Raw genomic sequence first — 15,038 nt, forward strand, 5'->3', positions numbered from 1 at the left:
TGCCGCCCGCACGGATCGGGGCGCGTGTGGCGCGCTCACGCCCATGTCATGGCTCGCTCATGAGTCCGGCCAAGCGTCCTCCCAGACACCGGCGACATGGTTCATGCCATCGGCCCGGGCCCGGTGATGGATCAGCGACCGAGGCCGGGAATGAACCCCAGCAGTGAATGGTTGTGCCTTGTGATGAATGAGATGACTCGCCCCCGTCCAGCCCGCTCGTCCCGCCTGGCGCCCAGGATGGCGATGCGCCCAGCGCTCTCCACGGGGTACGGTTCTGCCGTGGACACCACCAAGCACGAGAACGTCCTCCTGCGCCGCGAGATCGGCGAGGTCCTTCGCTCCGTCCGCCAGCACCAGGGGCGCACCCTGCGCGAGGTCTCCTCGCAGGCGCGCGTGTCGCTGGGCTACCTCTCCGAGGTCGAGCGCGGTCAGAAGGAGGCCTCCTCGGAGTTGCTCGCCTCCATCTGCCAGGCCCTCGACGCCCCCCTGTCCACAGTACTGCGCGAGGTCTCCGAGCGCGTCGCCATGGCCGAGGGCGTCGTCATCCCCGATACCGTCCCGGACGAGCTCGTCCGCCAGCAGGGCGTCATCGTGCGCTGACGCCGGCGGGCCGGCCCGATCCTCATCCCCCGGGCGGGCGCGAGGCCGCTCGGGGATGTTCCTACCCGCGCCCCTCCCATCGCCCGTTCCCCTCCCGGTTATCCGCTTTCCCCTGACCAGGAGCCCTCATGAAGCACTCGGAGTTCTGGCGTGCCCTCGACGAGGTCTTCGGCTCCGCCTACGGGCGATCACTGGCCCAGGATCTCGTCCTGCCGCCCTGGTCGATGACGGCCATTCAGGCCCTCGACGCCGGCGAGCCGCCCCGCGAGGTCTGGGACTCGCTCTGCCGGGAGACCGAGCGCAGCGAGGCCGAGCGCTGGGTCTACCGGGACGATTCGCGCGCCCGTCGCAGGTAGCGTGCGATCTCTGCCCCCGGGCGGCCGGACGGGCCCCGCCGGGAGCGACGCCGTCGGCCCTGCTCCGTGACACGCCGGGGAAGGGCCACTTGCAGATTCGAACACGTGTTCGGCTAGAGTTCACCACGGACGCGCCACGAGCCCTCACGGGCCCCGTTCTGTGGAGGCTCGCGGATACATGTCGGTGGTCCGGCATACCGTCGTCCACGAGCCCCGGAGAGGGGATCTCGTTCACGAGGACCAGCCCTGAACACCGCGGCCCACCGCCGCCCGAGCCGGAGAAGAGGCCATGCCCGCAGCAACTCAGAACCAGGATCGATCCAAGGCCCTGGCCACCGCCCTCGCCCAGATCGACAAATCCTTCGGCAAGGGCTCCGTCATGCGCCTGGGAGATGACAGCCGTCCTCCCGTGGCCGTCATCCCCACCGGCTCCACCGCGCTCGACGTCGCCCTCGGGATCGGCGGCCTACCCCGTGGTCGCATCATCGAGATCTACGGCCCCGAGTCCTCCGGTAAGACGACCGTCGCCCTCCACGCCGTTGCCAGCGCCCAGAGGGCCGGTGGGAACGCCGCCTTCATCGATGCCGAGCACGCCCTGGACCCGGTCTACGCCAAGGCCCTCGGGGTGGACACGGACAACCTGCTCGTGTCCCAGCCGGATACCGGCGAGCAGGCCCTCGAGATCGCGGACATGCTCATCCGCTCCGGCGGCCTGGACATCATCGTCATCGACTCCGTGGCCGCACTGGTGCCCAAGGCGGAGATCGAGGGGGAGATGGGGGACTCGCACGTCGGCCTCCAGGCCCGCCTCATGAGCCAGGCGCTGCGCAAGATCACCGGTGCCCTGTCCGCCACGGGCACCACGGCCATCTTCATCAACCAGCTGCGAGAGAAGATCGGCGTCTTCTTCGGCAGTCCTGAAACCACCACGGGCGGCAAGGCCCTCAAGTTCTACGCGTCCGTGCGCATCGATGTGCGTCGTATCCAGACCCTCAAGGACGGGGATCAGCCGGTGGGCAACCGCACCCGTGCCAAGGTGGTGAAGAACAAGATGGCCCCGCCCTTCAAGCAGGCCGAGTTCGACATCCTCTACGGCCGCGGCATCTCCCGCGAGGGCGGCCTGCTGGACCTGGGCGTGGAGAACGGCATTGTGCGCAAGTCCGGCGCCTGGTTCACCTACGGCACGGACCAGTTGGGTCAGGGCAAGGAGAACGCCCGCGCCTTCCTCGCGGACAACCCCGCCCTGGCCGATGAGATCGAGCAGAAGATCCTCGCAGCCCTGGGGATCGGTGAGGCCGGGCGCAAGGCCCAGGAGGAGGCCGATGCCGCGGCGGCCGCAGCGGAGGCCGATGCGGCGGCAGTGGCAGCCGAGGCCGCCCTCGAGGCCGCTGCGCAGACGAAGGCCCCCGCCAAGGCCGTGGGGCGCGGCTCGGGCAGGGGCTCGGGCAAGGGAGGCGCCAAGAGCGGCGCCAAGAAGTCCTCTGCCCTCGATATCGACGCCGCCTTCGGTGAGGACGCCGGCGGCTTCTGATGCCCTGGCTCACCCCCGACAGGCATCAGGAAGAGGTCGAGGCGGCGCGGGAGATCGTCTTGCGCCGCCTCGACCGCGCCCCCGCCCCCCGCGCGGCCCTCGCCGAGCTGCTGGAGCGCAAGGAGATCGATCACCGAGTGGCGCAGGAGGTCCTCGACCGCCTCGAGACTGCCGGCCTCATCGATGACGACGCTTACGCCGCGACTCTTGCGCGCACCCGCTTCGCTGAGAAGGGCGCGGCCCGCCGGGCCATCGCCGATGAGCTGCGACGCAAGGGCCTGGGGGAGCGGGCGATCAGCGGGGCCCTGGCTCAGATCAGCGGAGACGACGAGGCCGGCGCTGCACTCGCCCTGGCCCGCAAGAGGCTGCGCGCTACGCGCGGGCTCGATCCGGTGGTCCGTGAGCGGCGCGCCTTGGCGGCGCTGGGCCGCAAGGGCTACTCCCAGGCCGTGGCCCTGGGCGCTTTCGAGCGAGCCCTGGCCGAGGAGACCCGGGAAGACCAGTAACGGCGCCGACCGGTGCCGCCCGCACTCACTGGTGCGGGCAGGACGCACCGCTCGGAGGAAATGGCGCCGCTCGATAGAGAGGCTGTCGGCAGCCCCGGTGGCGCTCGTGCCCATTGCCGAGCCACCGGAGCCAGGGCATTCCAGGCGGCCAGGCCACAGGCCGTGAGTACGGGCGTTGCATCCGCGGGGCCCGTGCCCGATGCCAGGGAGGAGGCGCGCTCGGCGATCATCTCCCACAGGTCGACGGCGTCCTCTGCCCCGCAGAACACCGCCAGGCAGTCGGCGTCGCCCATGCGCTCTCGCGCCAGGATCACCGTGTGCCCGCAGGCGGTGGCCCGCACGGCCGCCCCGTGGCGCAAGCGCCGCAGGAGGCCGGGGCCGCAGAGCACGTCGGGCCCGCAGTCCTCCCCGCTGCGGGCCTTGTCCTCGGGGAGCAGGGCGGCGGGCATGCCCGCCCCGGACTCGACGACGCCGCGCATGATCTCCTCCGCCCGGGGCCCCACCACGGCGATGAGCGCGATCGACTCCGTTGCGTCGACGATGCTCTCCCGCCGCGAGCGGGCGCCGCGGGCCGGCCCGATGGTACCGCGGTGGTCAGCGGCGCTCGTGACCACGAGGAACTCCTCGTCCCCCAGGCGGTAGATGGTGGCAGGGGCGGCATCAACCGCTAGTCGGGCCCGCAGGGCGCGGCCAACGGGGAGGGAGGAGACTGGGCCGGCCGAAGCGGGAGCATCGGAGTCGGTGCCGGTGATCGCGGCATCGAGGGAGGCGCCCGCTACAGGGCCCTGCGCCTTGAACGTGCCCAGGTGGGAGAGGTCGAGGATGCCGGCGGAGCCCCGCAGTGCCTCCAGCTCTCCATCGCCGGGGGCGTAGCGCAGCGGCACCTCCCAGCCGTTGTCGATGGTGAAGGTGGCGCCGAGCGCCTCGTGAATGCCGTGCAGGCGGGTGCGCCGCGTCCTCACCGCTCTTGCCATCGTCGTCCCCTCCTCGCCTCGCCTCTGGAGGTGCTTCCCCAATCGTAGTGGGCACCGCGATGATCGTGCCCCCTGCCCGCCCGACCTGAGATCCGGGAGGGCAGGGGCCACCGCTATCGGGGAATGGGTGCGGAGGGCTCGAGTGGAGCGCCGGCTCAGCCCTTCTCCTTCTTCGAGGTCTCGAACAGGAGGTTCACCTGCTCGTTGTACTCGGTGAGGGTGGAGGCCGGCACGCGGTTGACGTAGACGTCCGCGACTCCCGGCTTGATGATCGCGTTCACGTCGGCGCCGAAGTAGGTCAGCGGGAAGTAGAACGTGCCGCCGCCGTCCTCCTCCAGATAGCTGGTGAAGGGCTTGGTGGACAGTCCGGTCTTCTCGAAGACTTCCACCGCTTTCTCCGTGGAGGACGTGATCGCCGGGAAGACGATCCCATAGGAGGCCACGATGTCCTGCGCCTCCCGGGTTCCCAGGAAGGCCACCCACTTCGAGGCGCCCTCGATGTTCTTCGACTTCTTGACGATCGAGTCGCCCAGGCCGTTCATGAGGGAGACGGACTTGCCGTTGGGCCCCACCGGGTGGGCGGCGATGCCGACGTCGATCTCCATCTTGGCGTAGGTGTTGAACATCCAGGCACCGGCGATGCACAGCGCGATCGAGCCGCTGGCGAGTTGCACATCGGTGCCGTTGCCCTTGGCGAACGTGCCGGCAGGGGCCATGTAGCCCTTGTCGATGAGCCCGAAATACCAGTCGAGGGTGTCCTGGAACTGCTTCTCGTCGTAGCGGTAGTGGGTGCCCCAGGTCTCCTTGTCCGTGTAGCGCCAATCCCCGACGCTGCCGGTGAAGGGGCTCCACTGGGTCTGGCCATCCGAGGAGCCCTCATCGGCGATACCGGTGGCGTAGACGGCCACGTTCCTGGGGTCGAAGCCCGGCTCGTCGCCGCGCACGCCGTTCTTGTCGATGGTCAGGCGGGCGAGGATCCTCTCGAAGCTGCCGCCGTCGGCGAGGTTCCAGGACCATCCCTCCAGGTCCTTCTCGCTCAGGCCGGCATCGGCGAGCATGGTTCTGTTGTAGAAGACCGCCTCGGTGTCCCAGTCCTTGGGGCAGCCGTACTGGTGGCCGTCGTCCCCCTTCCACAGGTCGATGAGGCCGTCCTGGAAGGCCTCGGTGTCCACGTCGGACCACGCCGCCTGCTCATCGAGGGGGAGGAGGACGTCCAGATCCACGAACTGGGCGAACTTGGCGATGTGGTCGGTGAAGACGTCCGGGGCGGTGTCGGCGATGAAGCCCGCGGTGAGCTTCGTCCAGTAATCATCCCAACCGATCTGGGTGATGTTGACAGTGATACCGGTCTTGGCCTTGAAGGCATCGGCGCAGGCCTGGTAAGCGGGCAGTTGCGCGGAGTCCCACAGCCAGTACTCCACGGTGCTGGAATCCGAGCCCCTCGATCCGGAGCAGGAGGCCAGGGTCATGGCGGCGGCCCCGGAGGCCAGTCCGCACAGGAGGGAGCGCCGCGAGAGCGCCGAGCGCAGGATGGGGAGGGAAGAGGTCGTCATCTGGTGCCTCACTTGATGCCTGTAAAGCCGATGGAGTTGACGATGCGCCGGGCGAAGGCCATGAAGAGAAGGAGCATCGGGAGGGCCGCCACGAGTGTGGCCGCCATGAGGCCGGACCAGTCCGGGCCGGTCTGGGGCGCCTGGGACTTGAAGACCGCCAGCGCCACGGTGAGCACGCGGGAGGAGCCCGAGTAGGAGACCAGTAGCGGCCAGAAGTAGTCGTTCCAGGCCGCGATGTAGGTCAGGATCCCCAGCGTGGTGATGGGCGCTTTCGCCATGGGCAGGATGAGGGTGAAGAAGACCCGCACCTTCGAGGCGCCGTCGAGGAGGGCCGCCTCCTCCAGCTCCCGGGGGATGTTCATGAAGAACTGGCGCAGGAAGAACACCGCGAAGGGCGTCATGAGCATCGTCGGAAGTGCCACTCCCAGGAGGGTGTCGATGAGGTGCAGCTGCTTCATGAGCACGAAGTTCGGCAGGAGGGTGAAGATCGAGGGCACCATGAGCGCTGCCAGGAAGATGGCGAAGACCGCATCGCGGCCCTTCCAGCGCAGGCGCGAGAAGGAGTAGGCGGCCATGGCGGAGAAGAACACCTGGCCCACCGTGACCAGCGTGGCCACGATGATCGAGTTGCGCAGGTAGAGCCAGAAGTTGATCTTCGCACCGGAGCCGCCGTCGACGATCGCCGCCTCGGTGGACTGCATGCCGAAGACGCGCGCGAAGGCCCGGAAGTTGAGGTCCACGGGCAGGGGGTTGGCGGGATCGGCGTAGATGCCCGCGTTGGAGGACAGTGCGGTGCGCAGCACCCAGTAGAAGGGCAGGAGCGTGAAGGCCATGATGAGCGCCATGGTGACCCAGGCGGCGGCGCGACCGGCCGAGACGCGCTTCTTGGGGGCACTATCCGCCCCGGCCCTCCCGGAGGCGGTTGAGGGAGTGGTGACAGTGGTGGTCATGGTCGGTTCCCTCTCAGTTCAGGTCGGTCTCGCCCGCACGGGTCATGCGGTACTGCAGGGCGGTGATTGCCGCCAGGATGAGGAGCAGTCCGACGGCCATCGCGGAGGCGTAGCCGAACTGGAAGCGGCTGAAGGCCATGTCGTACAGGTAGAACTGCAGCACGCGGCTGGCGTTGACCGGGCCGCCGGCGGTGGTCACGGAGACCGTGTCGAAGACCTGGAAGGAGCCGATCATCGTCATGATGAGGACGAGGGCGAGGATCGGGCGCAGTAGTGGCATGGTGATGCGCCAGAACATCGTCCACTCGCTGGCGCCATCCATCTTGCCCGCCTCGTAGACGTCCCCGGGGATCGCTTGGAGCCCGGCGAAGATGAGCAGCGCCGTGTAGCCCACGTGCCGCCACACGTTGATGATGGCGATCGTGGGGATCGCCAGCGAGGAGGAGAAGAAGTCCACGCGGTCGCCGAGAACCGCCTCGATGACCTGGTTGGAGATGCCCAGCGTGTTGTCCAGCAGCCACAGCCACAGCATGGCGGCCACGACGTTCGACACGAGGTAGGGGGTCAGCACGATGGAGCGCACGAGCGTCGACTGGGTCAGGCGCTGCATGAGGACGGCGATGACGAGGGCCAGCACCGTTTGCAGGCCGATGTTGATGAGCACGTACTCCAGGGTCACCCACACCGCGTTCCAGAAGATCTTGTCCTGGACCATGCGGGAGTAGTTGGCCAGCCCGTTGAAGGAGGCCGGGGTCAGCAGGTTGTACTCGGTGAAGGACAGCCAGATGCCCCGCAGCAGCGGCCAGATGTAGAAGGCGAGGAGCCCGATGCCCGCGGGGGCGATGAAGGCCCAGCCCAGGCGGGCGTCGCTGCGCGGCCTTTTGCGCAGTCGTGGGGCCGATGAGGCGATGGTGGTCATGGTTCCTTCCAGATCATCGTCGAAACGGATAGGGGTGAGGGGCGAGTCGGCTGGAGGAGGCCGGGGACGACGGCGGCGAGCGGACCCTGCGCTCCGGAGCGGGCCGCCCGGCGGTCGACGACGGTCAGTCGACGGCGGTGGCGCGCACCAGCACGAGGTGGTCGGGGTGGAGGATCGGCAGGGCCAGGCCGGTCGTGGACAGGTACGAGCCCGGCAGGGTGACCGGTTCGTCCATCCACTTCGGGCGCAGGGTCAGCTCGGGGTACGACGGCGCCGCGAGCTCGATCCGGTAGCGGCGCCCCGGGTCCAGGCCGGGCAGTGGCCGGGGGGCCGTCGGCCAGGCGATGGTCTGCCCCAGGCAGGCGATCTCGTAGACCGCCTCGGAGCCATCGGCGGCCACCACGCCCTCGATCCGCAGGGCGTCGTCGTCGGCCAGGTCCGCATGGACCGTCAGGCCCGAGTGCAGCAGGGGGCGCAGCTCCTTGTGCAGGGCGATGACCGAGGCCAGGCGCTCGCGGGCGCCGTCGTCGGCACTGGTGAGGTCCCATTCCACACCCATATGCCCCCAGAGGGCCGTGCCCGCGCGAAAGTCGAGGTCGAGATCGCGGAGCGTCGTGTGCGCGCGGCCGGCGCCCACATGCGTGCCGACGAGCTCCGGGGGCAGGAGCAGCATGGTGCCGCGCTGGATGTCCTGGCGGTCATGGGCGTCGATGGAGTCCGAGGCCCACACCCGTTGGGCGCGCTCCATGATGCCCATGTCGATGCGGCCGCCGCCGCCGGCGCAGGATTCGATCTCCAGGTCACCGAAGCGCTCGTGGAGGGCATCGAGAAGGCGGTAGAGGGCGAGTGTCTGGTCGTGGACGGCCGCCCCGCCGCGCCGGCCGGCCACGGGGGAGGTCACCTCGTGGCCGACGGCCACGAGCGGGGAGTTGTGGTCCCACTTGATGTAGGCGATGGAATAGCGCTCTACGAGGGCGCTGATCGACTCGTACAGGTAGTCCCAGGCGCCGGGGGCGCACAGGTCCAGGACGCGCTGGTTGCGGTGCTCGGGAGCGCCTCCCGCCCCGTCGGACAGGATCCAGTCCGGGTGGGCGCGGGCGAGCTCGGAGTTCACGTTGATCATCTCCGGCTCGAACCACAGCCCGAACTCCATGCCGAGCTCGTGGACGCGATCCACGAGGGGGCTCAGGCCCTCGGGCCAGGCGTCGGCCGAGACCTGCCAGTCTCCCAGGCCCGAGGTGTCGTCGCGGCGGGAGCCGAACCAGCCGTCGTCGAGGACGAAGCGCTCGATGCCCACGTCCGCGGCGAGCTCGGCCAGGCGCATGAGCTTGTCGAGGCGGTGATCGAAGTAGACGGCCTCCCAGGTGTTGAGCAGCACCGGCCGGGGGCGCTCGGGGTGGGAGGGAAGGGAGCGCAGGAAGGCGTGGGAGCGGTGCGCCAGTGCGTCCAGCCCCTCGCCCCAGGAGAAGACCGCCCACGGGGAGGTGTAGGACTCCCCCGGGGCCAGGATGACCTCACCGGGGGCGAGCAGCTCGCCGGCGCCGATGAGCGCCCTGCCCTGGGAGGGGTTCATGATGAGGCAGCGCGTGGAGCCCGACCAGGCCAGGTGGACGCCGTGGACCGTGCCCGCGCGCCAGCCGAAGCCGGCGCGCCCGGCGGCGAGCCAGGTGGCGGCGTCGTGCCCGGGACGGCCCTCCCAGGACTCGCGCAGGTGCGTGCCCGCGGTGAGGCGATGGCGCTGGAGACGGCGCTCATTGATGTGGTGCCCGGACATGTCCAGGATCTCATCGGCGCCCTGGGGAAGGGGCAGCGCAGGGGTGATCTCGTCGACGACGAGGCCACTGATCAGCTCGAGGCGCCCGCCCGGCTCGTTGGTGACCGTGGCGCGCACGCGCACGAGCCCGGACTCCTCCAGGCGGATCTCGCTGACGATGCTCACCCCGTGCGACTCATCGACGGCCGTCGAGACCACCATGGGGGCGGAAGACCCCTCTCCGACGGCCGGTGAGTCCTCGGCCCGCCACTCGTGTTCGACCCGAGTGGGGTGGAAGGAGAAGGCGGTTCCGTCCACCCGGTGCAGAGCGATGGCGGGGCGGGCCGACCAGCCCAGGCTGGCGTGGGGGAGGATCGGCAGGTCGTTGCAGATCCAGGCGGAGTTCGAGCCGAGCGTGGTGGCCGATGCGCGGCCGGCGTCCTGGAGGGCGCTGCCGTCGAGGGGGCCGAGATCGGCTCCCCAATGGCGCACGACGGGGAAGCGGTCGGAGGGGGTGTCGAGAACAAGGGAGGTGCCGCCGGAGCGGAGGTGGAGGGTCATCGTCGTCCTTCCGGGCCCAAGGGGCCCCTGGCGGTCCGCGATGCCGCGAACCATTCCTTTCAAGGTGAAAATAAATGGCTGGCGACGAGATGTCAAGACCCTGCTCGCATGTAGGGCCCCTCGGGTGGTCGGAGAGCTGCGGGCCGCGCCGGACGCCGGGCCGCGCGTCTGGTGGAGGCGCGGGGGCGCCAGTGTGGCAGGATTCCTCCCGGCGGACGATGAGCACATGGAAGAGGAGCGGGCATGGAGGCCACCGCTGCCGCGGGACCGGCATCGAGGGTGCTCCTGCGCTTGGCTGCCGCTGGCTCCCGGACCCGCACGGACCTGGCCGATCATCTCGGCCTGTCGGCGCCCACGCTCTCCCGCGCCGTGCGCCCGCTGATCGAGGACGGCCTGCTCCTGGAGGATGAGCCGTCCGCGCCGACCACCGCTGAGGCGGGGCGCCCCGCCAAAAGCCTGCGCCTCGCGCCCCGCGCCGCCGCGCTGCTCGGCATCAAGCTCACCGCCAATGACCTCTACGCCCAGGTCATCGACCCGCTCGGCTCTGCGCTCGTAGAGGTCTCCGAGCCCCTGGCCTCGCGGGATCCAGACGGCGTCGTCGAGCAGATCGCAGGGCTCTCCCAGCGCATTGAGCGCTCCACCGGGATGGCGCTGTCCGGGATCGGGCTGTCGCTGGGGGCCAGCGTGGTGGACGGCACTACCATCGCAGTCGCCCCCTTCCTGGGGTGGCGGGATGAACCCATCGGGGTGCGGCTGCGTCAGGCCACCGGGCTCGACACCATCGTGGCCAATGATGTGCGCGCCTTCACCCACGCCGAGGCCTGGTTCGGGCTCGGCCATGGCGTCGACCCCTTCGCCCTGCTCACCCTCGGGGCGGGGATCGGCTGCGGCCTTGTCATCGGGGGGCGCACGATCGCCGGGGCTCACGGCGCCGCCGGCAGTATCGGTCATCTTCCCCTGCGTGAGGAGGGCCCGGCCTGCGAGATGGGGCACGTGGGCTGCGCCCGGGCGCTCGCGGCCGCGCCCGGTCTCGCCCACCGGGCCTCGAAGGTGCTCGGGCGCCGGGTCTCCCCGGAGGAGATCGTCGGACCCACGGGGCTCACCGAGCTCGCCCTCGATCCCCAGCTGGCGGGCGTTCTGGAGGCTGCCTCCGACGCCGCCGGTAGGATCGTCGGCTCGATCGTGGCCCTCGTCGACCCCGAGCTCGTCGTGGTCTCCGGGGAGTCGGTGGGGCTCGTTGAGGCGCACCGGCAGGCCTTCGACGCCGCTGTGGAGAGAGCCCGCCACTGGTCCGCGCCGCCACCGCGCATCCTCACCCGTTCCTTCTCCTTCGGCGAGTGGGCGCGCGGCGCCGCCGCTCTGGCCATCGAGCCATGGACCCGCGCGGTCGAGGCGGGCCTGAGGGGCTCCAGCGCCTAGACTGCCTGGCGATGACTGTGATGACGACCGACCCGATGAGTGCCGCTGACGCGCGCGCCCCGCGCACCTACCACGTGCGCACCCTCGGCTGCCAGATGAACGTCCACGACTCCGAGCGCATGGCCGGGCTGCTCGAAGATGCCGGCTACCGGCGCGTCGAGGACGTGCCTGCGGCCGCGGCCCGCGCCACCGAGGCTGGCGACGGCGGCGCCGACGTCGTCATCATCAACACCTGCTCCGTACGCGAGAACGCCGCCACCCGCCTCTTCGGCAACCTCGGACAGCTCGCGGCCGTCAAGCGTGAGCGCCCCGGCATGCAGATCGCCGTCGCCGGGTGCCTGGCCCAGCAGATGGGCGAGGGGATCGTCGAGCGGGCCCCGTGGGTCGACGTCGTCTTCGGCACTCACAACCTCGACGTCCTGCCTGCCCTGCTTGAGCGCGCGCGCCACAATGCGGCGGCCGCCGTCGAGATCGAGGAGTCCCTCAAGGTCTTCCCCTCGACCCTGCCCACCCGCCGTGAGTCCGCCTACGCCGCCTGGGTGTCCATCGCCGTGGGCTGCAACAACACGTGCACCTTCTGCATCGTGCCCTCCTTGCGGGGCAAACAGCGCGACCGCCGCCCTGGCGAGATCCTGGCCGAGATCGAGGCGGTCGCCGCCCAGGGCGTGAGTGAGGTGACCCTGCTGGGCCAGAACGTCAACTCCTACGGCGTCGGCTTCGGCGACCGCGGTGCCTTCGCCCGGCTGCTACGCGCCTCCGGGGCCGTCGAGGGCATCGAGCGCGTGCGCTTCACCAGCCCCCACCCGGCGGCCTTCACGCAGGACGTCATCGACGCCATGGCCGAGACCCCTGAGGTCATGCCCAGCCTGCACATGCCCCTGCAGTCCGGCTCCGACAAGGTCCTGCGCGCCATGCGCCGCTCCTACCGCTCCGAGCGCTTCCTGCGGATCCTCGACGACGTGCGTGCCGCGATGCCCGAGGCCGCTATCACCACCGACATCATCGTCGGCTTCCCCGGGGAGACGGAGGAGGACTTCCAGGCCACTCTCGACGTCGTGGAGCGCTCCCGCTTCGCCTCCGCCTTCACCTTCGAGTACTCCCCGCGCCCGGGCACGCCCGCCGCGGACCTCGAGCAGGTGCCCGTCGAGGTCGTCAAGGACCGCTACCGGCGTCTGGACGAGCTCGTGCGCCGCATCACCCACGAGGAGAACGTGCGTCAGGAAGGACGCGTGGTGGAGGTCCTCGTCGCCGAGGGGGAGGGGCGCCGCGACGGTGTCACCGCCCGCATCTCCGGGCGCTCTCAGGACAACCGTCTTGTGCACGCCGCCCTGCCCGCCGGGCTGGCCGCGGACGACTACGCGCAGGGAGCGCCCCGGCCCGGGGACATGGTGACCGTGCGCGTCACCCATGGCGCGCCCCACAATCTCATCGCCGACTCCGCCCTGTGCGGGCGAGCTCTGAGCGAGGCCGAGCGCGCCGCGAGTGAGGCGCGCTCCGCCGGGGATCGCATCTGGTACGACGACGGTCCCGCCCTGTTCGAGGTGCGCCGCACCCGCGCCGGTGACGCCTGGGAGCGCCGACAGGCCGAGGCCTGCGCGACCCCCGAGGCGGACACCGCGCCGGTGAGCCTGGGACTGCCCACCCTGCGCGTGGGAGCCCCGGCCGCCCGGTGAGGCCGATGCCGGCACTGAGGCGAGATCGGAACGGATGGTTAGACCGTCGTCTTCGCCGCTTTCGGCTCCTTTGAGACATGGCGCTTGCTGCTCACGAATCTCCTCAGGAGCCATCGCTCGGCGATGAGCACGAGGATCGCTGCGGCGATGATGATCGCCGCGGCGTCGCGCTCTGCGAGATGCGTCCGCGGGGAGCGTTGACGGGAGCCTTTCGCACTGGCAGGTGCGGAGAACACCGACCGGTGCGGGTAGGACGCACCGCTGGGTGTGGATGGCGCCGCTCGGCGCCGACGGCCCCGCTGGGCACCGCAAGCGCGCCCAGCGGGGTCAGGCGGTGAACAGTGAGCCGGGCAGGCCCCGGGAGACCTCTGCGCTCCCGTCAGCGCTCAGGATGGCGCACTCGAAGCGCAGTCCCGAGGCCGCCAGTTCCCCCGGTGCGGTCAGGAACAGCGCGGTCGATAACCCGTCCGCGAGCGCGCAGGTCTCGGCGATCGCCCATGCGGCCGTCACCCGGGCCGACGGCCTGCCGGTGAGGCCGTCGAGGATGTGGTGCAGCCCGTCGCCCCACGCCCTGCGACTGATCCCCGAGCCGGCCACCGCGCCGCGCGCGATCTCCACGACGCCGACTGCGCGGGCGCTACCGGCTCCATCGGTGCTGACGGCGGGGTCCTCCAGGCCGATCCTCACCGGCCCGTCGGCATGGACGAGCACGTCCCCACTGGCGTCGATGACGAAGTCCTCCACGCCCGACTCCAGGAGCAGCGCCCCCACGAGGTCGGCGAGGAATCCCTTGCCGATCGCGCCCACATCCACCAGCGCGGGGCGATCGAGAATGAGCGCATCCCCCTCGTGGCGGGCGAGCGCGCCCCATCTGCCCCGGGCCCGCGGGCCCGGGCCCGTCATCGAACCGGCGTGCACGGTAAAGGTGCAGGCGGGGTCGTAGCCGAGGGCGACCAGGTCGGCGCCAACCAGCGGATCGATCCTGCCGCCGGTGGCGACATGCAGGCGGTCGTACAGGTCCAGCATGGCTCCTGACCCCTCCGGCAGCTCCAGGCGGATCGGCCCGCTGCCGAGCCTGCCGTCCGCGGCGCGGCTGATGAGGGAGTCGGCGCGGAAGCGGGACCACACGCCCTCGAATCCCTCGACCAGCGCCATCACGCTCCGGCGCGCTCGGCGGGGCAGGGGGGCGCGGCTGAGGATCGACCACGTGGCGCCTGTGGCGGGGAAGGCCCAGACCTCGGGCCTCATCACGCCCAGCATCGGCCGCAGGGGGCGCTCAACGGTGGGCAATCGGGACATATCGGCCATCGTAGGGGAATCGATCTCCCGCCAAGGCCGGCCCATCCCGCATGAGGGCGACCCGATCTCCGAAGGCCCGCGCGCGAGGTCGCTCGATGGCCCCGGCGCCGAGCCCCCCGCCGCACGATCGGCCCACGGCTCCCATGCCCGGGACTCCTCCGGGGGATCCGAGGATGCGGTGCGCGGCCGGGACCGGGCGGTCAGCCTCATCGTGCTCGCCCCGGCCCTCATGGGGGAGGAACGACGGCAACGAGACGCGCGGTCGCAGGGCATCGGATACGCTGGACTTCGCCTCCGGAGGCGCTAAGCGCCATGATGGGGCTGATCATGATGGCACCAGCCGGCACGACAGCGACCAGGAGGGTGAGGACGAATGATGAGCGCGCGCGCACGGGGCAACGACGGGAGCGGAGCGGACGCCCGCGGCAGGAGCGCAGGCGCGGCCCGGAGGGCGCTGGCCCTGACCGGCACCGTCATGGCGGCGCTCTCCCTGGCCGCCTGCGGCGGGAGCGACGCCGCTCCGGGCCAGGGCGAGCACGCGGGCCGGGCCCAGGGGCCCGGGCAGGGGACGACGCCCAGGACCGAGGCTCCGGCGAGCGCCTCAGCCCCGCCGGCCTCCCCCACCGCCGGCCCCTACGCCGATGGCGCCTACCGGGACACCCAGACCTACAAGGGCGCGGACAGCCTGCCCACCGATGAGTCCATCGACGTCTCCGTGATCCTGAGCGACGGCGCGATCACGGATGTCACGATCATCGGGCACGCGGCCAACGCCACCTCGGAGAACTTCATCAGGGGCTTCACCTCGAAGATCAAGGGCGTCGTCGTCGGCAGGAGCATCGAGCAGGCGCATGTGACCGCGCTCGCCGGGGCCTCCAGGACCTCCGCCGCCTTCAACGCGGCGATCGACGCCATCGCGGAGCAGGCCCGCGGCTAGACTTCCG

The 15,038-nt window shown here is 70.7% G+C and carries 13 protein-coding genes; 7 read left to right on the plus strand and 6 right to left on the minus strand.

What is annotated here, in order from left to right; translation table 11 throughout:
• Positions 1–243 precede the first annotated feature (243 nt).
• From B6G06_RS03035 to B6G06_RS03050, 4 genes are all read left to right on the plus strand, one after another.
• A complete protein-coding gene (locus B6G06_RS03035) occupies positions 244–600 on the plus strand; it encodes a helix-turn-helix domain-containing protein (protein ID WP_080463137.1) in 357 nt (118 codons plus the stop codon).
• A 128-nt stretch (positions 601–728) separates the two neighbouring features.
• On the plus strand, positions 729–956 hold the full coding sequence (locus B6G06_RS03040; protein ID WP_080463136.1) for a DUF3046 domain-containing protein: 228 nt from the start codon (positions 729–731) through the stop codon (positions 954–956).
• A 289-nt stretch (positions 957–1,245) separates the two neighbouring features.
• The gene (gene recA / locus B6G06_RS03045) at positions 1,246–2,487 is read left to right on the plus strand and encodes a recombinase RecA (protein ID WP_080463135.1); all 1,242 of its coding nucleotides are present in this window, start codon (positions 1,246–1,248) and stop codon (positions 2,485–2,487) included.
• Complete coding sequence (locus tag B6G06_RS03050) at positions 2,487–2,993, plus strand: regulatory protein RecX (RefSeq protein ID WP_080463134.1); 507 nt, start codon at positions 2,487–2,489, stop codon at positions 2,991–2,993. Before recA ends, B6G06_RS03050 begins: the two co-directional genes overlap by 1 nt.
• On the opposite strand, the gene B6G06_RS03055 is transcribed toward B6G06_RS03050, so the two are convergent.
• From B6G06_RS03055 to B6G06_RS03075, 5 genes are all read right to left on the minus strand, one after another.
• Positions 2,924–3,967, minus strand: coding sequence for a hypothetical protein (locus tag B6G06_RS03055; RefSeq protein WP_081170918.1), 1,044 nt, complete (start codon positions 3,965–3,967; stop codon positions 2,924–2,926). The two genes, B6G06_RS03050 and B6G06_RS03055, sit on opposite strands and share 70 nt — an antisense overlap.
• Positions 3,968–4,122: 155 nt before the next feature.
• Complete coding sequence (locus B6G06_RS03060; protein ID WP_081170920.1) at positions 4,123–5,520, minus strand: ABC transporter substrate-binding protein; 1,398 nt, start codon at positions 5,518–5,520, stop codon at positions 4,123–4,125.
• A gap of 8 nt (positions 5,521–5,528) precedes the next feature.
• Complete coding sequence (locus B6G06_RS03065) at positions 5,529–6,470, minus strand: carbohydrate ABC transporter permease (protein ID WP_081170922.1); 942 nt, start codon at positions 6,468–6,470, stop codon at positions 5,529–5,531.
• A gap of 13 nt (positions 6,471–6,483) precedes the next feature.
• A complete protein-coding gene (locus B6G06_RS03070; RefSeq protein ID WP_080463127.1) occupies positions 6,484–7,389 on the minus strand; it encodes a carbohydrate ABC transporter permease in 906 nt (301 codons plus the stop codon).
• Positions 7,390–7,513: 124 nt separating this feature from the next.
• Complete coding sequence (locus B6G06_RS03075; RefSeq protein WP_081170924.1) at positions 7,514–9,703, minus strand: alpha-galactosidase; 2,190 nt, start codon at positions 9,701–9,703, stop codon at positions 7,514–7,516.
• A 243-nt stretch (positions 9,704–9,946) separates the two neighbouring features.
• Between B6G06_RS03075 and B6G06_RS03080 the strand changes: the two genes are divergently transcribed.
• Both B6G06_RS03080 and miaB read left to right on the plus strand, forming a co-directional pair.
• Entirely contained in the window at positions 9,947–11,122 is a 1,176-nt protein-coding gene (locus tag B6G06_RS03080; protein WP_080463125.1) for an ROK family transcriptional regulator, read from the plus strand.
• An 11-nt stretch (positions 11,123–11,133) separates the two neighbouring features.
• A complete protein-coding gene (gene miaB / locus B6G06_RS03085; protein WP_080463124.1) occupies positions 11,134–12,795 on the plus strand; it encodes a tRNA (N6-isopentenyl adenosine(37)-C2)-methylthiotransferase MiaB in 1,662 nt (553 codons plus the stop codon).
• A gap of 327 nt (positions 12,796–13,122) precedes the next feature.
• On the opposite strand, the gene B6G06_RS03090 is transcribed toward miaB, so the two are convergent.
• A complete protein-coding gene (locus B6G06_RS03090) occupies positions 13,123–14,094 on the minus strand; it encodes an FAD:protein FMN transferase (RefSeq protein ID WP_240494093.1) in 972 nt (323 codons plus the stop codon).
• A gap of 376 nt (positions 14,095–14,470) precedes the next feature.
• Between B6G06_RS03090 and B6G06_RS03100 the strand changes: the two genes are divergently transcribed.
• Positions 14,471–15,031, plus strand: coding sequence for an FMN-binding protein (locus tag B6G06_RS03100; RefSeq protein ID WP_081172170.1), 561 nt, complete (start codon positions 14,471–14,473; stop codon positions 15,029–15,031).
• Positions 15,032–15,038: the final 7 nt, after the last annotated feature.

The sequence above is a fragment of the Actinomyces gaoshouyii genome, assembly GCF_002076915.1.
Taxonomy (GTDB): Bacteria; Actinomycetota; Actinomycetes; order Actinomycetales; family Actinomycetaceae; genus Actinomyces; species Actinomyces gaoshouyii.